At 40.2% G+C, this 19,817-nt stretch carries 14 protein-coding genes, 2 tRNA genes and 2 rRNA genes; all 18 read left to right on the top strand.

The features are described 5' to 3' along the window. The 18 genes from dnaA (at position 1) to GOM48_RS00085 (ending at position 19,808) form a co-directional block, all read left to right on the top strand. Entirely contained in the window at positions 1 to 1,362 is a 1,362-nt protein-coding gene (dnaA, locus tag GOM48_RS00005; RefSeq protein WP_000660603.1) for a chromosomal replication initiator protein DnaA, read from the top strand. Between the two features lie 158 nt (positions 1,363 to 1,520). Further along, positions 1,521 to 2,657 (top strand): DNA polymerase III subunit beta, encoded by a 1,137-nt coding sequence (dnaN, locus tag GOM48_RS00010; protein ID WP_235097598.1) that lies wholly within the window; start codon positions 1,521 to 1,523, stop codon positions 2,655 to 2,657. Between the two features lie 64 nt (positions 2,658 to 2,721). Further along, on the top strand, positions 2,722 to 2,916 hold the full coding sequence (locus GOM48_RS00015; protein ID WP_139658191.1) for a DUF951 domain-containing protein: 195 nt from the start codon (positions 2,722 to 2,724) through the stop codon (positions 2,914 to 2,916). An 84-nt stretch (positions 2,917 to 3,000) separates the two neighbouring features. Then, a complete protein-coding gene (gene ychF / locus GOM48_RS00020) occupies positions 3,001 to 4,116 on the top strand; it encodes a redox-regulated ATPase YchF (RefSeq protein WP_001218700.1) in 1,116 nt (371 codons plus the stop codon). Positions 4,117 to 4,188: 72 nt separating this feature from the next. After that, the gene (pth, locus tag GOM48_RS00025) at positions 4,189 to 4,758 is read left to right on the top strand and encodes an aminoacyl-tRNA hydrolase (protein ID WP_235097599.1); all 570 of its coding nucleotides are present in this window, start codon (positions 4,189 to 4,191) and stop codon (positions 4,756 to 4,758) included. After that, positions 4,759 to 8,262, top strand: coding sequence for a transcription-repair coupling factor (gene mfd / locus GOM48_RS00030; RefSeq protein WP_235097601.1), 3,504 nt, complete (start codon positions 4,759 to 4,761; stop codon positions 8,260 to 8,262). Between the two features lie 57 nt (positions 8,263 to 8,319). Then, positions 8,320 to 8,586 carry an RNA-binding S4 domain-containing protein gene (locus GOM48_RS00035; protein ID WP_001234975.1) on the top strand — a complete coding sequence of 89 codons (267 nt, stop codon included), beginning with the start codon at positions 8,320 to 8,322 and terminating at the stop codon, positions 8,584 to 8,586. Beyond that, complete coding sequence (locus tag GOM48_RS00040) at positions 8,579 to 8,947, top strand: septum formation initiator family protein (RefSeq protein ID WP_235097603.1); 369 nt, start codon at positions 8,579 to 8,581, stop codon at positions 8,945 to 8,947. Before GOM48_RS00035 ends, GOM48_RS00040 begins: the two co-directional genes overlap by 8 nt. A 4-nt stretch (positions 8,948 to 8,951) precedes the next feature. Then, the gene (locus tag GOM48_RS09745; protein ID WP_061418802.1) at positions 8,952 to 9,074 is read left to right on the top strand and encodes an SP_0009 family protein; all 123 of its coding nucleotides are present in this window, start codon (positions 8,952 to 8,954) and stop codon (positions 9,072 to 9,074) included. Further along, complete coding sequence (locus tag GOM48_RS00045; RefSeq protein WP_235097605.1) at positions 9,067 to 10,338, top strand: serine hydrolase; 1,272 nt, start codon at positions 9,067 to 9,069, stop codon at positions 10,336 to 10,338. Before GOM48_RS09745 ends, GOM48_RS00045 begins: the two co-directional genes overlap by 8 nt. Continuing rightward, positions 10,335 to 11,612, top strand: coding sequence for a tRNA lysidine(34) synthetase TilS (tilS, locus tag GOM48_RS00050; RefSeq protein WP_235097607.1), 1,278 nt, complete (start codon positions 10,335 to 10,337; stop codon positions 11,610 to 11,612). Before GOM48_RS00045 ends, tilS begins: the two co-directional genes overlap by 4 nt. Positions 11,613 to 11,616: 4 nt before the next feature. Further along, positions 11,617 to 12,159, top strand: coding sequence for a hypoxanthine phosphoribosyltransferase (gene hpt / locus GOM48_RS00055; protein WP_061418811.1), 543 nt, complete (start codon positions 11,617 to 11,619; stop codon positions 12,157 to 12,159). 15 nt (positions 12,160 to 12,174) lie between these two features. Further along, complete coding sequence (gene ftsH, locus GOM48_RS00060) at positions 12,175 to 14,133, top strand: ATP-dependent zinc metalloprotease FtsH (RefSeq protein WP_235097608.1); 1,959 nt, start codon at positions 12,175 to 12,177, stop codon at positions 14,131 to 14,133. Between the two features lie 120 nt (positions 14,134 to 14,253). Beyond that, the gene (locus GOM48_RS00065) at positions 14,254 to 14,727 is read left to right on the top strand and encodes a sigma-70 family RNA polymerase sigma factor (protein WP_197906202.1); all 474 of its coding nucleotides are present in this window, start codon (positions 14,254 to 14,256) and stop codon (positions 14,725 to 14,727) included. Positions 14,728 to 14,799: 72 nt separating this feature from the next. Then, a tRNA-Glu gene (locus GOM48_RS00070) sits at positions 14,800 to 14,871 on the top strand. A 242-nt stretch (positions 14,872 to 15,113) separates the two neighbouring features. Beyond that, positions 15,114 to 16,660 (top strand): 16S ribosomal RNA (locus tag GOM48_RS00075). 51 nt (positions 16,661 to 16,711) lie between these two features. Next, positions 16,712 to 16,784 (top strand) — tRNA-Ala (locus tag GOM48_RS00080). 121 nt (positions 16,785 to 16,905) lie between these two features. After that, positions 16,906 to 19,808, top strand: a 23S ribosomal RNA gene (locus tag GOM48_RS00085). Together the 16S and 23S rRNA genes with 2 tRNA genes alongside form the textbook arrangement of a ribosomal RNA operon. Positions 19,809 to 19,817: the final 9 nt, after the last annotated feature.

Raw genomic sequence — 19,817 nt, forward strand, 5'->3', positions numbered from 1 at the left:
GTGAAAGAAAAACAATTTTGGAATCAAATCTTGGAATTGGCTCAAGAAAGATTGACACGTTCCATGTACGATTTCTATGCCACACCTGCTGAACTCATAAAAGTGGAGGGAAATGTAGCTACTATCTTTTTACCTAGACCTGAAATGGAAATGGTTTGGAAAAAACAACTCAAAGATATCATTGTGGCTGCTGGTTTTGAAGTTTATGATACTGAAATAAAAACTCAATTTGTCTTAACAAAGCCTGAGGAAGAATCTTCAACCTATGTCATGGATTCTGAAAATAGCAATCATTATGTTGCTTCACAGGCCAATCTTGCTATTCCATATTCTGAAACAGGATTGAAGGAAAAATATACCTTTGATAACTTTATTCAAGGAGATGGGAATATCTGGGCTAAGTCTGCTGCTCTGGCTGTTTCCGAAGATCTCGCCTTGACTTATAATCCCCTTTTCATTTATGGTGGTCCTGGACTAGGGAAAACCCACTTACTGAATGCTATCGGAAATGAAATTCTAAAAAATATTCCTGAAGCTCGGGTTAAGTATATTCCTGCTGAAAGTTTTATCAATGATTTTCTTGAACACCTGAGACTTGGGGAAATGGAGAAATTCAAAAAGACTTACCGTAGCCTTGATCTCTTACTGATCGATGATATCCAATCTCTCAGCGGTAAAAAAGTTGCAACTCAAGAAGAATTTTTCAATACCTTCAATGCTCTTCATAGCAATCAAAAACAAATCGTTCTGACTAGTGACCGAAGTCCTAAACATTTAGAGGGCCTTGAGGAAAGACTTGTCACGCGCTTTAGCTGGGGCTTGACTCAAAATATCACACCACCTGACTTTGAAACACGAATTGCCATTCTTCAAAGTAAAACGGAACATTTGGACTATAATTTTCAAAGCGATACACTAGAATACCTAGCAGGTCAATTCGATTCAAATGTTCGAGAACTTGAAGGAGCAATCAACGATATCACTTTAATTGCCAGAGTAAAGAAGATTAAGGATATCACCATTGATATCGCTGCTGAAGCTATCAGAGCTCGCAAACAAGATGTTAGCCAACTGCTAGTCATTCCAATTGACAAAATCCAAACTGAAGTTGGTAATTTTTATGGAGTGAGTGTCAAAGAAATGAAGGGGACGAGACGAGTTCAGAATATCGTTTTGGCGCGTCAAGTAGCCATGTATCTAGCTAGAGAACTGACAGATAATAGTCTTCCAAAAATCGGAAAAGAATTCGGAGGAAAGGATCACACCACCGTTATTCATGCCCATGCTAAAATTAAATCCTTGATTGACGAAGACGATAATTTACGTTTAGAAATAGAAGCAATCAAAAAGAAAATTAAGTAGCTTGTGGATAACTTTTCCTTTCTTATCTTTTTTATCCACATTTTTTAAACAAGCTAAAAAGCTTGAAGTCATTAAATAGAAATCAGTTTTCCACAGAATTCACACACTCTATTATTTCTATTATCCTTCTAATACTAAAAATAAATAAAGGAGAATCCATGATCCATTTTTCAATTAATAAAAATTTATTTCTACAAGCCCTAAATACTACAAAACGAGCAATTAGCTCAAAAAATGCCATTCCAATTTTATCAACCATTAAAATTGATGTTACCAATGAAGGAATTATTTTGATTGGATCAAACGGTCAAATTTCTATTGAAAATTTCATTTCTCAAAAGAATGAAGATGCTGGCCTCTTGATTACTTCCTTAGGTTCGATTCTTCTTGAGGCTTCTTTCTTTATCAATGTTGTATCTAGTCTTCCAGATGTAACACTTGATTTCAAAGAGATTGAACAAAAACAAATTGTCTTAACAAGTGGAAAATCAGAAATCACCTTAAAAGGAAAAGATAGCGAACAATATCCACGAATCCAAGAAATTTCAGCAAGCACTCCTTTGGTTCTTGAAACCAAACTACTCAAGAAAATTATCAATGAAACAGCTTTTGCTGCAAGTACGCAAGAAAGTCGTCCAATTTTAACAGGTGTTCATTTTGTATTGAGCCAACACAAGGAACTAAAAACAGTTGCAACAGACTCTCATCGCCTTAGCCAGAAAAAATTGACTCTTAAAAAAAATGGCGATGATTTCGATGTGGTAATTCCTAGTCGCTCTCTACGCGAATTTTCAGCTGTATTTACGGATGATATTGAAACTGTGGAGATTTTCTTTGCAAATAATCAAATCCTCTTTAGAAGCGAAAATATTAGCTTCTACACTCGTCTCCTAGAAGGAAACTATCCTGATACAGATCGTTTGATTCCAACAGACTTTAATACTACAATTACTTTTGACGTGGTAAATTTACGCCAGTCAATGGAGCGTGCTCGCCTCTTATCAAGTGCGACTCAAAATGGTACTGTGAAGCTTGAAATTAAATGTGGAGTTGTTAGCGCCCATGTTCACTCTCCAGAAGTTGGTAAAGTAAACGAAGAAATCGATACGGAGCAGGTGACTGGTGATGATTTAACTATTAGTTTCAACCCAACTTACTTGATTGATTCTCTCAAGGCTTTAAATAGCGAAAAGGTAACTATTAGCTTTATCTCAGCTGTTCGTCCATTTACTCTTGTGCCAGCAGATACTGACGAAGACTTCATGCAGCTCATCACACCAGTTCGTACAAATTAAGTTAAAGAGGTTGAGCCTGGCTCGCCTCTTTTATGATATAATCAAAAAAGAAAAGGAGAGTAGTATGTATCAAGTTGGAAATTTTGTTGAGATGAAAAAAACACATGCTTGCACCATTAAATCAACAGGAAAAAAAGCTAATCGTTGGGAAATTACACGCGTAGGGGCAGATATCAAAATCAAATGTAGCAATTGTGACCACCTTGTCATGATGAGTCGCTATGATTTTGAACGAAAAATGAATAAGATTATTGACTAAGAACCCTTAGTTAGAGGGTTAGCAAGTTTTCCCTTTTTGTGTTATAATGTTAGGGATTGAAATGAGAACGGAGAATGAGAAACTATGGCTTTAACAGCAGGTATCGTTGGTTTGCCAAACGTTGGTAAATCAACCCTTTTTAATGCAATTACAAAAGCAGGAGCAGAGGCAGCAAACTACCCATTTGCGACTATTGATCCAAATGTTGGGATGGTAGAAGTTCCAGATGAACGCCTACAAAAACTAACTGAAATGATCACACCTAAAAAGACAGTCCCGACAACCTTTGAATTTACAGATATTGCAGGGATTGTAAAAGGAGCTTCAAAAGGAGAAGGGTTGGGTAATAAATTCTTGGCCAATATCCGTGAAGTAGACGCGATTGTTCATGTTGTGCGTGCATTTGATGATGAAAATGTGATGCGCGAGCAAGGACGTGAAGACGCCTTTGTGGATCCACTTGCAGATATTGATACCATTAACCTGGAGTTGATTCTTGCTGACTTAGAATCAGTCAATAAACGCTATGCGCGTGTAGAAAAGATGGCACGTACGCAAAAAGATAAAGAATCAGTAGCAGAGTTTAACGTTCTTCAAAAGATTAAACCTGTTCTTGAAGATGGAAAATCAGCACGTACCATTGAATTTACAGATGAAGAACAAAAGGTTGTTAAAGGTCTCTTCCTTTTGACCACTAAACCAGTTCTTTATGTTGCCAATGTGGATGAGGATGTAGTTTCAGATCCAGATTCTATCGACTATGTTAAACAAATTCGAGAATTTGCAGCGACAGAAAATGCTGAGGTGGTAGTTATTTCCGCGCGTGCTGAGGAAGAAATTTCCGAGTTAGATGATGAAGATAAGCAAGAATTTCTTGAAGCACTTGGGTTGACTGAATCAGGCGTTGACAAGTTGACTCGTGCAGCTTACCACTTGCTTGGACTCGGAACTTACTTCACAGCTGGTGAAAAAGAAGTTCGCGCTTGGACTTTTAAGCGTGGTATGAAAGCTCCTCAAGCAGCTGGTATTATTCACTCAGACTTTGAAAAAGGTTTTATTCGTGCAGTAACCATGTCATATGAGGATCTAGTGAAATATGGATCTGAAAAGGCTGTAAAAGAAGCTGGGCGCTTGCGTGAAGAAGGAAAAGAATATATCGTTCAAGATGGCGATATCATGGAATTCCGCTTTAATGTCTAAAGATATTTAACCAATAGTGTCAATTAGGTTGGAAAAAAATTCCAACCCTTTTGGCTTTTGAAAGGAAAATAAATGACTAAATTACTTGTTGGATTAGGAAATCCAGGGGATAAATATTTTGAAACCAAGCACAATGTTGGATTTATGTTGATTGACCAATTGGCTAAAAAACAAAATGTCACCTTTACACATGACAAGATATTTCAAGCTGACCTAGCATCTTTTTTCCTTAATGGCGAAAAAATTTATCTTGTCAAACCAACGACCTTTATGAATGAAAGCGGGAAAGCTGTTCATGCTTTATTGACTTACTATGGTTTGGATATTGAAGATTTACTCGTTATTTACGACGACCTTGACATGGAAGTTGGGAAAATTCGTTTAAGAGCAAAGGGGTCAGCTGGTGGTCATAATGGTATTAAGTCTATTATTCAACATATAGGTACTCAGGTCTTTAACCGTGTTAAAATAGGTATTGGCAGACCTAAAAAAGGTATTTCACTGGTTCACCATGTTTTAAGTAAGTTTGATCAGGATGACTATGTAGGTATTTTACAGTCTATTGACAAAGTTGACGAAGCTGTAAACTACTATTTACAAGAGAAAAACTTTGAGAAAACGATGCAGAGGTATAATGGATAAATGGTGACTTTATTAGATTTATTCTCAGAAAATGACCAGATAAAAAAATGGCATCAAAATCTGACAGATAAGAAAAGACAACTAATACTAGGTCTGTCAACTTCTACCAAGGCTCTTGCAATTGCAAGTAGTCTAAAAAAAGAAAATAAGGTTGTGTTACTGACCTCGACTTATGGAGAAGCAGAACGAATTATCAGTGATCTTCTTTCTCTCTTAGGAGAGGAACTTGTCTATCCTTTTTTGGTAGATGACTCTCCTATGGTAGAGTTTTTGATGTCTTCGCAAGAAAAAATCATTTCGCGGGCTGAGGCCTTGCGTTTTTTGAGTGATCCATCTAAGAAAGGGATTTTAGTTTGTAATATCGCAGCGAGTCGGTTAATTTTACCCTCTCCGACTAGATTTAAAGAAAGTACTATAAAAATTGCGGTTGGCGAAGAATATGACCAACATGAGCTACTTCACTGGTTAAAGGAAATTGGATATCAAAAAGTTACTCAAGTACAGACACAAGGTGAGTTTAGTATTCGAGGAGACATTTTAGATATTTTTGAGATGTCTCAGTTAGAACCTTTCCGAATCGAGTTTTTTGGCGATGAAGTAGATGGAATCCGAACTTTTGAAGTAGAAACACAATTATCAAAAGAAAATCAGACAGAACTCACAATCTTTCCAGCTAGTGATATGCTTTTAAAAGAAAGTGACTATTTACGAGGTCAGTCAGCTTTAGAAAAGCAAATTTCGAAGACCTTATCACCAATTTTAAAATCATACTTGGAAGAAATTTTGTCAAGTTTTCATCAAAGACAAACACATTCAGATAGTCGAAAATTTTTGTCCTTATGTTATGATAAAACATGGACTGTATTTGATTATAATGAAAAAGATACGCCAGTATTCTTTGATGACTATCAAAAATTGATGAATCAGTATGAAACCTTTGAAAGAGAATTAGCACAATACTTTACAGAAGATTTACAGAATAGTAAAGCATTTTCTGGTATGCATTATTTTGCAGAAACAGAGCAAACCTATAAAAAACAAAGTCCAGTTACCTTTTTCTCTAATCTGCAAAAGGGCTTAGGAAACCTCAAGTTTGATCACATTTATCAATTTAATCAATACCCCATGCAAGAGTTTTTCAATCAGTTTTCTTTTCTTAAAGAAGAGATTGAGCGATACAAAAAAATGGACTACACCATTGTTTTGCAGTCTAGCAATTCAATGGGAAGTAAAACATTGGAGGATGTTTTAGAGGAATACCAGGTCAAATTGGATTCCAAAGATAAGTCAAGTATCTGTAAAGAATCTGTAAACCTGATTGAGGGTAATCTAAGACATGGTTTTCATTTTGTAGATGAAAAAATTCTCTTCATTACTGAACATGAGATTTTTCAAAAGAAATTAAAACGTCGTTTTCGAAGACAATATGCTTCAAACGCAGAGCGATTAAAAGATTATAATGAACTTGAAAAAGGGGACTACGTTGTTCACCATATCCATGGAATTGGTCAATATCTAGGAATCGAAACAATTGAAATCAAAGGCATTCACCGTGATTATGTCAGTGTTCAATATCAAAATGGGGATCAAATCTCCATCCCAGTAGAGCAGATTCAATTGCTGTCAAAATATGTTTCAAGTGATGGGAAACCTCCTAAACTAAATAAATTAAATGATGGTCATTTCAAAAAGGCCAAGCAAAAAGTTAAGAACCAGGTAGAGGATATAGCTGACGATTTAATCAAACTGTATTCTGAGCGTAGTCAGTTGAAGGGGTTTGCTTTCTCAGATGATGATGAAGAGCAACATGCTTTTGATGATGCTTTCCCTTATGTTGAAACGGATGATCAACTTCGTAGTATTGAGGAAATTAAGAGAGATATGCAGGATTCTCATCCCATGGATCGACTTTTGGTTGGGGATGTTGGTTTTGGGAAGACTGAGGTTGCAATGCGTGCAGCATTTAAGGCTGTCAATGATCACAAACAGGTTGTCGTTCTAGTTCCGACGACGGTTTTAGCACAACAACACTATACGAATTTTAAGGAACGATTCCAAAATTTTGCAGTTAATATTGATGTGTTGAGTCGTTTTAGAAGTAAAAAAGAGCAGGCAGAGACACTTGAAAAATTAAAAAATGGTCAAGTTGATATTTTGATTGGAACGCATCGTGTTTTGTCAAAAGATGTTGTGTTTTCAGATTTGGGGTTGATGATTATTGATGAGGAACAACGATTTGGTGTCAAGCATAAGGAAACTTTGAAAGAGTTAAAGAAACAAGTGGATGTCCTAACCTTGACAGCTACGCCAATCCCTCGTACCCTTCATATGTCTATGCTGGGAATCCGAGATTTGTCTGTTATTGAAACTCCTCCAACCAATCGCTATCCTGTTCAAACCTATGTTTTGGAAAAGAATGATAGTGTGATTCGTGATGCTGTCTTGCGTGAAATGGAGCGTGGAGGTCAAGTTTACTATCTTTACAACAAAGTTGACACGATTGACCAGAAGGTTTCAGAATTACAGAAGTTGATTCCAGAGGCTTCGATTGGGTATGTTCATGGACAAATGAGTGAAATTCAGTTAGAAAATACTCTACTGGACTTTATTGAAGGACAATATGATATTTTGGTGACAACTACCATAATTGAAACAGGAGTTGACATTCCAAACGCAAATACCTTATTTATCGAAAATGCAGATCATATGGGCTTATCAACCTTGTATCAATTAAGAGGAAGAGTTGGTCGTAGTAATCGCATTGCCTATGCCTATCTCATGTATCGTCCAGAAAAATCAATCAGTGAAGTCTCTGAGAAGAGATTAGAAGCAATCAAAGGGTTTACAGAATTGGGATCAGGATTTAAGATTGCTATGCGAGATCTTTCGATTCGTGGAGCAGGAAATCTCCTAGGAAAATCCCAATCAGGTTTCATTGATTCTGTTGGTTTTGAATTGTATTCTCAGTTACTAGAGGAAGCTATCGCTAAACGTAACGGTAATGGGAACACAAGAACCAAAGGAAATGCTGAGTTGATTTTACAAATCGATGCCTATCTTCCTGATACTTATATTTCTGACCAACGACATAAAATTGAGATTTACAAGAAAATTCGTCAAATTGACAACCGTGTCAACTATGAAGAATTACAAGAAGAATTGATGGATCGCTTTGGAGAATATCCAGACGTAGTGGCCTATCTTTTAGAGATTGGTTTGGTCAAATCTTACTTGGACAAGGTATTTGTAGAACGTGTGGAGAGAAAAGAAAATAAGATTACAGTTCAATTTGAAAAAATTACTCAACGACTGTTCTTGGCTCAAGATTATTTTAAAGCCTTATCTGCAACGAACTTAAAGGCAGCTATAGCTGAGAATAGAGGATTAATGGAAGTCGTATTTGATGTCCGAAACAAGAAGGATTATGAAATTTTAGAAGGTCTGCTGATCTTTGGAGAAAGTTTATTAGAGATAAAAGAATCAAAGGAAGCAAATCTCATCTGACATTTTTCTTCTATAAAAAGGATAAAAATGGTACAATAATAATTTGAGGTAATAAAAATGAGATTAGACAAGTATTTAAAAGTATCACGAATTATTAAGCGCCGCACAGTCGCAAAGGAAGTAGCAGATAAAGGTAGAATCAAGGTGAACGGAATCTTGGCCAAAAGTTCAACGGATTTAAAAGTTGATGACCAAGTTGAAATTCGCTTTGGAAATAAGTTGTTGCTTGTTAAAGTACTAGAGATGAAAGATAGTACAAAAAAAGAAGATGCAGCAGGCATGTACGAAATTCTCAGTGAAACACGGGTAGAAGAAAATGTCTAAAAATATTGTACAGATGAACAATCCTTTTATTCAAAATGAACATCAACGTCGTCGTTACCTGATGAAGGAGAGACAAAAACGAAATCGTTTTATGGGTTGGATCCTTATTTTGATGATTTTGTTGTTTATTTTACCAACTTATAACTTGGCTCAAAGCTATAATCAGTTACTGCAACGCCGCCAGCAATTGACAGAGTTGAAAGAGCAGTACCAAACTCTTAGTGATGAAAAGGATAAGGAATCTGCTTTTGCTGCAAAGTTGAAAGATGAAGACTATGTAGCAAAATATGCACGCGCCAAGTACTATTACTCAAAGAAACGAGAAGCAATTTATACAATTCCTGATTTGCTTCCGAGGTAATGTCATGGAAAATTTATTAGAAGTTGTTGAGCAGTTTTTAAGTTTATCAGATGAAAAATTAGAGGAATTAGCAACTAAGAATCATTTATTACGAGTACAAGAAGAAAGGGAAGGGAAGAATGCGTAAGTTCTTAGTAGTGTTATCGCTACTATCTGTTTTTATCATAACTTCAAGAGTAGTTAGCACAGAAAAACAGCTTCCTTACTCTTCACAAGAAATTTATTATCTAACTGAGTCTGATCATGGATTCTACTATAAAGAAACTCTGGAATCCCCAATGGTATATGGAGAGACAGCTATTTATGCTAATGAAGATCTTGTTAAGGAGTCTGGAAAATTGACTCCTAGAACCACCTTTAAAATCGTAGAATGGCGTTTGAATAGACAAGGTATTCCTGTTTTTAAATTAAACAATCATCAGTTTATCCTTGCAGATAAGCGTTTAATCTATGATCAAAGTCAAGTTCAAACTCAAAATAGACAAGTATGGTTGGAACCGGGGTTTGTTATTTATAACAGTCCTTATGGTGCTAAAGAAATTTCTTCATCCCTCTCTCCCTATCAACGCGTAACAGTAGATAGAACCCTCTTTGCTGAGGGACAAGAATTTCTTCATATTGATCAAGTTGGGTGGGTATCCAAAGAGTTCGTCTCAGAAGAAGACAATCGCATCCAGAAGGTTCAAGAAGTCTTGTCAAACAACTATCAGAATGAAAATTATTCTATTTATGTTAAACAGCTGAGTACAGGAAAAGAAGCTGGGGTGAATGAAGACAGCAAACTCTATTCGGCCAGCATCTTGAAACTGACTTACCTTTATTATGCTCAAGATAAGATAAATCAAGGGGAATATACGCTAGACAGTAGCTTCAAGTATATCCCAGAGGTAAATAGCTTTCCCGGATCCTATAAACCAGAAGGTAGTGGTAGTTTACCTAAAACAGGAGACAACAAAGATTACAGTCTCCAACAGTTAATTACCAAGATAACAGAAGAGTCTGACAATGTTGCTCATAATATTTTAGGTTATTATGTGACCAATCAATCTGACGGGGCTTTTAAAGAAAAAATGTCCACCATTATGGGTGAAGATTGGGATGTGAATGATAAATTAACTTCTTCAAAAATGGCTGGAAAGGTCATGGAAGCTATTTATAATCAGAATGGCTTTGTACTAGAGTCTCTAAGTAAGACGAATTTTGATAACCAACGAATTGCGAAAGGTGTTTCGGTTAAGGTAGCTCATAAAATTGGAGATGCCGACGAGTTCAAACATGATACTGCCATTGTCTATACAGACTCTCCTTTCGTTCTTTCCATTTTCACCAAAAATTCTGATTATGACACCATTGCTAAGATAGCCAAGGATGTCTATGAGGTTCTAAAATGAGGGACCGGGATTTTTTAAATCATTTTCTCAGAAAAGAGTATTTCAAAAAACATTCTAAAATCGTGTTAGCTCTGTCTGGCGGATTAGATTCAATGTTTTTATTCCATCTATTGTCCACTTATCAAAAAGAGTTGGGAATTGAGTTGATTTTAGCACATGTCAACCATAAGCAAAGAAGGGAGTCTGACTGGGAGGAAAATGAACTAAGGAAGTTAGCTGATGCGGCTGGACTTCCTATTTATATCACAAGTTTTTCAGGAGACTTTTCAGAAGCGCGTGCTCGAGAGTTTCGCTATGATTTTTTTAGAAAAATCATGAAAGAGGTTGGAGCGACAGCCTTGGTTACTGCCCACCATGCAGATGATCAGGTTGAAACGATTTTGATGCGCTTGATTCGCGGAAGTAGACTAGGTCATTTAACAGGAATAAAAGAAAGTCAAGTAGTTGATGGAATTGAAATCCTCCGTCCCTTGTTGCCTTTTCATAAAAAGGATTTTCCACCAATTGTTCATTTTGAAGATCAAACAAATCAGGAAAATGCCTATTTTCGCAATCGTATTCGAAATAGGTATTTACCAGAACTTGAAAAAGAAAATCCTCGTCTTAAATCCGCCCTTTTAGATTTAGGAAGGGAAATTTCAGATTACCAAGCAACAATAACGGAGCTTTCTAAACAGATTGATGTGGAAGATTTGAATGAGCTCTTTTCATTCTCACAACAAACTCAAGGGGTTTTACTCCAGAACTATCTCAATCAATTTCCAGACTTAAATCTGACAAAGGCTCAGTTTGCTGAAGTTCGACAGATTTTAGCAACTAGAAGCCAGTATCGTCATTCTCTTAAAAATGGCTATAAATTGATAAAAGAGTATCAATATTTTCGAGTTTGCAAAATCAGTCCTCAGGCTGATGAAAAGGAAGATGAACTTGTGTTACACTATCAAAATCAAGTTCGATATATGGGCTATTTATTTTCCTTTGGCATCCCTATTGAAGGGGATTTTGTTCAAAAAGTAACGGTTTCACGGGAAACATCTGTACATATTAGATGTCGAAAACCTGGCGATGTTATTATCCTAAATGGTCATCGAAAGAAACTGAGACGTTTATTTATAGATTTGAAAATCTCTATTGAAAAACGAAAAACAACCCCTATTATTGAGCAATTGGGAGAAATTGTCTCAATTTTAGGAATTGCTATCAGTGATTTGAGTAAAAACACGAAAAATGATATAATGAACACTGTACTTTATATAGAAAAAATAGATAGGTAAAAAGATGTTAGAACACGATATTAAAAAAATCCTCGTTTCACATGATGAAATTACAGAAGCAGCTAAAAAGCTAGGTGCGCAACTAACAAAAGAATATGAGGGGAAAAATCCAATTCTTGTTGGAATTTTGAAAGGATCAATTCCTTTTATGGCTGAATTGGTCAAACATATTGATACACATATTGAGATGGACTTCATGATGGTATCTAGTTACCATGGTGGAACAGCAAGTAGTGGTGTCATCAATATCAAGCAAGACGTGACTCAAGATATCAAAGGAAGACATATTCTATTTGTAGAAGATATCATCGATACAGGTCAAACTTTGAAGAATTTGAAAGATATGTTTATTGCAAGAGAGGCAGCTTCGGTTAAAATTGCGACTTTGTTGGACAAACCAGAGGGACGTGTTGTTGAAATTGAAGCGGATTATACTTGCTTTACTATTCCAAATGAGTTTGTAGTAGGATATGGTTTGGACTACAAAGAAAATTATCGTAATCTTCCTTATGTTGGAGTGTTGAAAGAGGAAGTTTATTCAAATTAGAAAGATCTATCTTTAATGAAAAAACAAAATAATGGTTTAGTTAGAAATCCATTTCTATACTTGTTAATTATCTTCTTCCTTGTAACAGGGTTCCAGTATTTTTACTCTGGAAATGCTGCTGGAAAAAGTGAAAAAATTAACTATACAGAATTGGTAAAAGAAATTACAGCCGACAATGTAAAAGAATTGACCTATCAGCCAAATGGTAGTATCATTGAGGTGTCTGGTGTTTATAAAAATCCTAAGACTAGTAAAGAAGAAACAGGGATTCAATTTTTCACTCCTGCTGCCACAAAAGTAGAAAGATTCTCAAGTACCATTCTTCCATCGGATTCAACAGTTGCAGAATTGCAAAAACTTGCTTCTGAACACCAGGCAGAAGTAACAGTCAAGCATGAGAGTTCAAGCGGTATGTGGATCAATATCCTTGTCTCTGTTGTGCCATTTGCTATTCTCTTCTTCTTCCTATTCTCTATGATGGGAAATATGGGAGGAAATAATAGTAGAAATCCAATGAGTTTTGGACGTAGCAAGGCCAAGGCTGCTAACAAAGAAGATATCAAGGTACGATTCTCAGATGTTGCAGGTGCCGAGGAAGAAAAACAAGAATTAGTCGAAGTTGTTGAATTCCTAAAAGATCCAAAACGATTTACAAAGCTTGGTGCGCGTATTCCTGCGGGTGTTCTTTTGGAGGGGCCTCCCGGGACAGGTAAAACCTTACTTGCTAAGGCAGTTGCTGGAGAAGCAGGAGTTCCATTCTTTAGCATCTCAGGATCTGACTTTGTAGAAATGTTTGTCGGAGTTGGTGCAAGCCGTGTTCGTTCTCTTTTTGAGGATGCAAAAAAAGCAGCACCAGCCATTATCTTTATCGATGAAATTGATGCTGTTGGTCGCCAACGTGGTGTCGGACTCGGCGGAGGAAATGATGAACGTGAGCAAACCTTGAACCAACTCTTAATTGAAATGGATGGTTTTGAGGGAAATGAAGGAATTATCGTCATCGCTGCAACAAACCGTTCAGATGTCCTTGATCCTGCTCTACTACGCCCGGGACGTTTTGATAGAAAAGTCTTGGTTGGTCGTCCTGATGTTAAAGGTCGTGAAGCAATCTTGAAAGTTCACGCTAAAAATAAACCTCTAGCAGAAGATGTTGATTTGAAATTAGTTGCCCAACAAACTCCAGGTTTTGTTGGTGCTGACTTGGAAAATGTTCTAAATGAGGCGGCCTTAGTTGCTGCCCGTCGCAACAAGGCAGTCATTGATGCTTCAGATATTGATGAGGCAGAGGACAGAGTGATTGCTGGACCATCTAAGAAAGATAAAACAGTATCACAAAGAGAACGTGAATTGGTTGCCTACCACGAGGCTGGACATACAATTGTTGGTTTAGTCTTGTCAAATGCTCGTGTTGTTCATAAAGTGACCATCGTGCCACGTGGACGTGCAGGCGGATACATGATTGCACTTCCTAAAGAAGACCAAATGCTTCTTTCCAAAGAAGATATGAAAGAGCAATTGGCTGGTCTCATGGGTGGTCGTGTAGCTGAAGAGATTATCTTTAATGTCCAAACGACAGGAGCTTCAAATGACTTTGAACAAGCTACTCAGATGGCGCGTGCGATGGTCACTGAATATGGTATGAGTGAAAAACTTGGCCCAGTCCAATACGAAGGTAACCATGCTATGTTTGGTGCACAAAGTCCTCAAAAATCAATTTCAGAACAAACAGCCTATGAGATTGATGAGGAAGTTCGTTCATTATTGAATGAGGCACGAAACAAAGCAGCTGAAATTATTCAATCAAATCGTGAAACCCACAAGTTGATTGCAGAAGCATTGTTGAAATACGAAACATTGGATAGTACACAAATTAAATCTCTTTACGAAACAGGAAAAATGCCTGAGACTGTAGAAGAGGAATCCCATGCCCTATCTTATGATGAAGTAAAATCAAAAATGAGTGAAGAAAAATAACCCCAGAGAGGCAGTGCCTCTCTTTTTATGTGCCGTTGAGGGAGGAAGAAGTATAGAATAGAGAAAGTAGACTCAGGGGCTCGCGCATTTTGCTAAACTAAATGCAGAAAGGAGAGGTCTATGAATCTGAAAGAACTATACGAAGAAAGTAAGGGGATTGTCCATAAGTGCCGCAAAGAATACCATTTACATCTGTGGGAGAAAGAGGACTGGGACCAGGAGGGGATGATGTGCCTGTATGAGCTGGTCAGTCACCATCCAGAGTTACTAGTTGGTGAACGTCGCCGACTATATGTCTGCTTTAAAACCAAATTCCGCAATCGCATCCTAGACTACATCCGCAAACAGGAAAGTCATAAGCGCCGTTTCGATAAAGAACCCTATGAAGAGGTAAGCGAAATCAGCCATCGCCTAGGAGAAAAAGGCCTGAGACTGGATGATTATTATCTCTTTCATGAGCTTCTAAAGAATTACAAGGCAAGTCAGGGGAAAGAAAAACAAGAACAACTAGAACGTCTGATGGGAGGAGAATGTTTCAAAGGACGTAAGGCACTTCTAGGAGAATTAAGAGTGGTATTGAGTGATTTTAGATAAACTGAAGATAGTCAAAAAAGATCTTGACAAAGAGGAAAAAGTAGGTATAATAGAAAGAGTTGAAAAACTCAAGGTCCGTTGGTCAAGGGGTTAAGACACCGCCTTTTCACGGCGGTAACACGGGTTCGAATCCCGTACGGACTATGGTATGTTGCGGATGGAACACTTGATGAAAAAAGTTCAAAAAAGTTTCAAAAAAGTGTTGACATAGGTCGACAGCTGTGATATACTAATATAGTTGTCGCTTGAGAGAGATTGAGTGACAAAGACCTTTGAAAACTGAACAAGACGAACCAATGTGCAGGGCGCTACAACTGACGTTGTAGTACTGAACAATGAAAAAACAATAAATCTGTCAGTGACAGAAATGAGTGAGAACTCAAACTTTTAATGAGAGTTTGATCCTGGCTCAGGACGAACGCTGGCGGCGTGCCTAATACATGCAAGTAGAACGCTGAAGGAGGAGCTTGCTTCTCTGGATGAGTTGCGAACGGGTGAGTAACGCGTAGGTAACCTGCCTGGTAGCGGGGGATAACTATTGGAAACGATAGCTAATACCGCATAATAGCAGTTATTGCATGATAACTGTTTGAAAGGTGCAATTGCATCACTACCAGATGGACCTGCGTTGTATTAGCTAGTTGGTGGGGTAACGGCTCACCAAGGCGACGATACATAGCCGACCTGAGAGGGTGATCGGCCACACTGGGACTGAGACACGGCCCAGACTCCTACGGGAGGCAGCAGTAGGGAATCTTCGGCAATGGACGGAAGTCTGACCGAGCAACGCCGCGTGAGTGAAGAAGGTTTTCGGATCGTAAAGCTCTGTTGTAAGAGAAGAACGAGTGTGAGAGTGGAAAGTTCACACTGTGACGGTATCTTACCAGAAAGGGACGGCTAACTACGTGCCAGCAGCCGCGGTAATACGTAGGTCCCGAGCGTTGTCCGGATTTATTGGGCGTAAAGCGAGCGCAGGCGGTTAGATAAGTCTGAAGTTAAAGGCTGTGGCTTAACCATAGTACGCTTTGGAAACTGTTTAACTTGAGTGCAAGAGGGGAGAGTGGAATTCCATGTGTAGCGGTGAAATGCGTAGATATATGGAGGAACACCGGTGGCGAAAGCGGCTCTCTGGCTTGTAACTGACGCTGAGGCTCGAAAGCGTGGGGAGCAAACAGGATTAGATACCCTGGTAGTCCACGCCGTAAACGATGAGTGCTAGGTGTTAGACCCTTTCCGGGGTTTAGTGCCGCAGCTAACGCATTAAGCACTCCGCCTGGGGAGTACGACCGCAAGGTTGAAACTCAAAGGAATTGACGGGGGCCCGCACAAGCGGTGGAGCATGTGGTTTAATTCGAAGCAACGCGAAGAACCTTACCAGGTCTTGACATCCCTCTGACCGCTCTAGAGATAGAGTTTTCCTTCGGGACAGAGGTGACAGGTGGTGCATGGTTGTCGTCAGCTCGTGTCGTGAGATGTTGGGTTAAGTCCCGCAACGAGCGCAACCCCTATTGTTAGTTGCCATCATTTAGTTGGGCACTCTAGCGAGACTGCCGGTAATAAACCGGAGGAAGGTGGGGATGACGTCAAATCATCATGCCCCTTATGACCTGGGCTACACACGTGCTACAATGGCTGGTACAACGAGTCGCAAGTCGGTGACGGCAAGCTAATCTCTTAAAGCCAGTCTCAGTTCGGATTGTAGGCTGCAACTCGCCTACATGAAGTCGGAATCGCTAGTAATCGCGGATCAGCACGCCGCGGTGAATACGTTCCCGGGCCTTGTACACACCGCCCGTCACACCACGAGAGTTTGTAACACCCGAAGTCGGTGAGGTAACCTTTTAGGAGCCAGCCGCCTAAGGTGGGATAGATGATTGGGGTGAAGTCGTAACAAGGTAGCCGTATCGGAAGGTGCGGCTGGATCACCTCCTTTCTAAGGATAAGGAACTGCGCATTGGTCTTGTTTAGTCTTGAGAGGTCTTGTGGGGCCTTAGCTCAGCTGGGAGAGCGCCTGCTTTGCACGCAGGAGGTCAGCGGTTCGATCCCGCTAGGCTCCATTGGTGAGAGATCACCAAGTAATGCACATTGAAAATTGAATATCTATATCAAATAGTAACAAGAAAATAAACCGAAACGCTGTAGTATTAAAAGAGTTTATGACTGAAAGGTCAAAAATAAGGTTAAGTTAATAAGGGCGCACGGTGGATGCCTTGGCACTAGGAGCCGAAGAAGGACGTGACAAACGACGATATGCCTTGGGTAGCTGTAAGTGAGCGATGATCCAGGGATTTCCGAATGGGGGAACCCAACAGGTACTACCTGTTACCCATATCTGTTAAGGATATGAGGAGGAAGACGCAGTGAACTGAAACATCTAAGTAGCTGCAGGAAGAGAAAGCAAAAGCGATTGCCTTAGTAGCGGCGAGCGAAACGGCAGGAGGGCAAACCGAAGAGTTTACTCTTCGGGGTTGTAGGACTGCAATGTGGACTCAAAGATTATAGAAGAATGATTTGGGAAGATCAGCCAAAGAGAGTAATAGCCTCGTATTTAAAATAGTCTTTGTACCTAGCAGTATCCTGAGTACGGCGGGACACGAGAAATCCCGTCGGAATCTGGGAGGACCATCTCCCAACCCTAAATACTCCCTAGTGACCGATAGTGAACCAGTACCGTGAGGGAAAGGTGAAAAGCACCCCGGGAGGGGAGTGAAATAGAACCTGAAACCGTGTGCCTACAACAAGTTCGAGCCCGTTAATGGGTGAGAGCGTGCCTTTTGTAGAATGAACCGGCGAGTTACGATATGATGCGAGGTTAAGTTGAAGAGACGGAGCCGCAGGGAAACCGAGTCTGAATAGGGCGCATTAGTATCATGTCGTAGACCCGAAACCATGTGACCTACCCATGAGCAGGTTGAAGGTGCGGTAAGACGCACTGGAGGACCGAACCAGGGCACGTTGAAAAGTGCTTGGATGACTTGTGGGTAGCGGAGAAATTCCAAACGAACTTGGAGATAGCTGGTTCTCTCCGAAATAGCTTTAGGGCTAGCGTCGACATTAGAGATTCTTGGAGGTAGAGCACTGTTTGGGTGAGGGGTCCATCCCGGATTACCAATCTCAGATAAACTCCGAATGCCAAAGAATTATGGTCGGCAGTCAGACTGCGAGTGCTAAGATCCGTAGTCGAAAGGGAAACAGCCCAGACCACCAGCTAAGGTCCCAAAATAATTGTTAAGTGGAAAAGGATGTGGGGTTGCACAGACAACTAGGATGTTAGCTTAGAAGCAGCTATTCATTCAAAGAGTGCGTAATAGCTCACTAGTCGAGTGACCCTGCGCCGAAAATGTACCGGGGCTAAAACAATTTACCGAAGCTGTGGATACCTTTATAGGTATGGTAGGAGAGCGTTCTATGTGTGATGAAGGTGTACCGTGAGGAGTGCTGGAACGCATAGAAGTGAGAATGCCGGTATGAGTAGCGAAAGACAGGTGAGAATCCTGTCCACCGTAAGACTAAGGTTTCCAGGGGAAGGCTCGTCCGCCCTGGGTTAGTCGGGACCTAAGGAGAGACCGAAAGGTGTATCCGATGGACAACAGGTTGATATTCCTGTACTAGAGTATGTAGTGATGGAGGGACGCAGTAGGCTAACTAAAGCAGACGAATGGAAGTGTCTGTCTAAGCAGTGAGGTGTGATATGAGTCAAATGCTTATATCTATAACATTGAGCTGTGATGGGGAGCGAAGTTTAGTAGCGAAGTTAGTGACGTCACACTGCCAAGAAAAGCTTCTAGCGTTAAACATACTCTACCCGTACCGCAAACCGACACAGGTAGTCGAGGCGAGTAGCCTCAGGTGAGCGAGAGAACTCTCGTTAAGGAACTCGGCAAAATGACCCCGTAACTTAGGGAGAAGGGGTGCTGACTTTAAGTCAGCCGCAGTGAATAGGCCCAAGCAACTGTTTATCAAAAACACAGCTCTCTGCTAAATCGTAAGATGATGTATAGGGGGTGACGCCTGCCCGGTGCTGGAAGGTTAAGAGGAGTGCTTAGCGGTAACGCGAAGGTATGAATTGAAGCCCCAGTAAACGGCGGCCGTAACTATAACGGTCCTAAGGTAGCGAAATTCCTTGTCGGGTAAGTTCCGACCCGCACGAAAGGCGTAATGATTTGGGCACTGTCTCAACGAGAGACTCGGTGAAATTTTAGTACCTGTGAAGATGCAGGTTACCCGCGACAGGACGGAAAGACCCCATGGAGCTTTACTGCAGTTTGATATTGAGTGTCTGTACCACATGTACAGGATAGGTAGGAGTCTATGAGATCGGGACGCCAGTTTCGAAGGAGACGTTGTTGGGATACTACCCTTGTGTTATGGCCACTCTAACCCGGATAGGTTATCCCTATCGGAGACAGTGTCTGACGGGCAGTTTGACTGGGGCGGTCGCCTCCTAAAAGGTAACGGAGGCGCCCAAAGGTTCCCTCAGAATGGTTGGAAATCATTCGCAGAGTGTAAAGGTATAAGGGAGCTTGACTGCGAGAGCTACAACTCGAGCAGGGACGAAAGTCGGGCTTAGTGATCCGGTGGTTCCGCATGGAAGGGCCATCGCTCAACGGATAAAAGCTACCCTGGGGATAACAGGCTTATCTCCCCCAAGAGTTCACATCGACGGGGAGGTTTGGCACCTCGATGTCGGCTCGTCGCATCCTGGGGCTGTAGTCGGTCCCAAGGGTTGGGCTGTTCGCCCATTAAAGCGGCACGCGAGCTGGGTTCAGAACGTCGTGAGACAGTTCGGTCCCTATCCGTCGCGGGCGTAGGAAATTTGAGAGGATCTGCTCCTAGTACGAGAGGACCAGAGTGGACTTACCGCTGGTGTACCAGTTGTCTTGCCAAAGGCATCGCTGGGTAGCTATGTAGGGACGGGATAAACGCTGAAAGCATCTAAGTGTGAAACCCACCTCAAGATGAGATTTCCCATGATTATATATCAGTAAGAGCCCTGAGAGATGATCAGGTAGATAGGTTAGAAGTGGAAGTGTGGTGACACATGTAGCGGACTAATACTAATAGCTCGAGGACTTATCCAAAGTAACTGA

Origin of the sequence: Streptococcus oralis, assembly GCF_021497885.1 — a bacterium.
GTDB classification, from domain to species: Bacteria; Bacillota; Bacilli; order Lactobacillales; family Streptococcaceae; genus Streptococcus; species Streptococcus oralis_BQ.

Coding starts and splice junctions, on each gene's coding strand:
- GOM48_RS00040 (WP_235097603.1), top strand. CDS start 8,579: ATGTCTAAAAATATTGTACAGATGAACAATCCTTTTATTCAAAATGAA.
- GOM48_RS00015 (WP_139658191.1), top strand. CDS start 2,722: ATGTATCAAGTTGGAAATTTTGTTGAGATGAAAAAAACACATGCTTGC.
- GOM48_RS09745 (WP_061418802.1), top strand. CDS start 8,952: ATGGAAAATTTATTAGAAGTTGTTGAGCAGTTTTTAAGTTTATCAGAT.
- GOM48_RS00045 (WP_235097605.1), top strand. CDS start 9,067: ATGCGTAAGTTCTTAGTAGTGTTATCGCTACTATCTGTTTTTATCATA.
- dnaN (WP_235097598.1), top strand. CDS start 1,521: ATGATCCATTTTTCAATTAATAAAAATTTATTTCTACAAGCCCTAAAT.
- GOM48_RS00065 (WP_197906202.1), top strand. CDS start 14,254: ATGAATCTGAAAGAACTATACGAAGAAAGTAAGGGGATTGTCCATAAG.
- tilS (WP_235097607.1), top strand. CDS start 10,335: ATGAGGGACCGGGATTTTTTAAATCATTTTCTCAGAAAAGAGTATTTC.
- hpt (WP_061418811.1), top strand. CDS start 11,617: ATGTTAGAACACGATATTAAAAAAATCCTCGTTTCACATGATGAAATT.
- pth (WP_235097599.1), top strand. CDS start 4,189: ATGACTAAATTACTTGTTGGATTAGGAAATCCAGGGGATAAATATTTT.
- ychF (WP_001218700.1), top strand. CDS start 3,001: ATGGCTTTAACAGCAGGTATCGTTGGTTTGCCAAACGTTGGTAAATCA.
- mfd (WP_235097601.1), top strand. CDS start 4,759: ATGGTGACTTTATTAGATTTATTCTCAGAAAATGACCAGATAAAAAAA.
- ftsH (WP_235097608.1), top strand. CDS start 12,175: ATGAAAAAACAAAATAATGGTTTAGTTAGAAATCCATTTCTATACTTG.
- GOM48_RS00035 (WP_001234975.1), top strand. CDS start 8,320: ATGAGATTAGACAAGTATTTAAAAGTATCACGAATTATTAAGCGCCGC.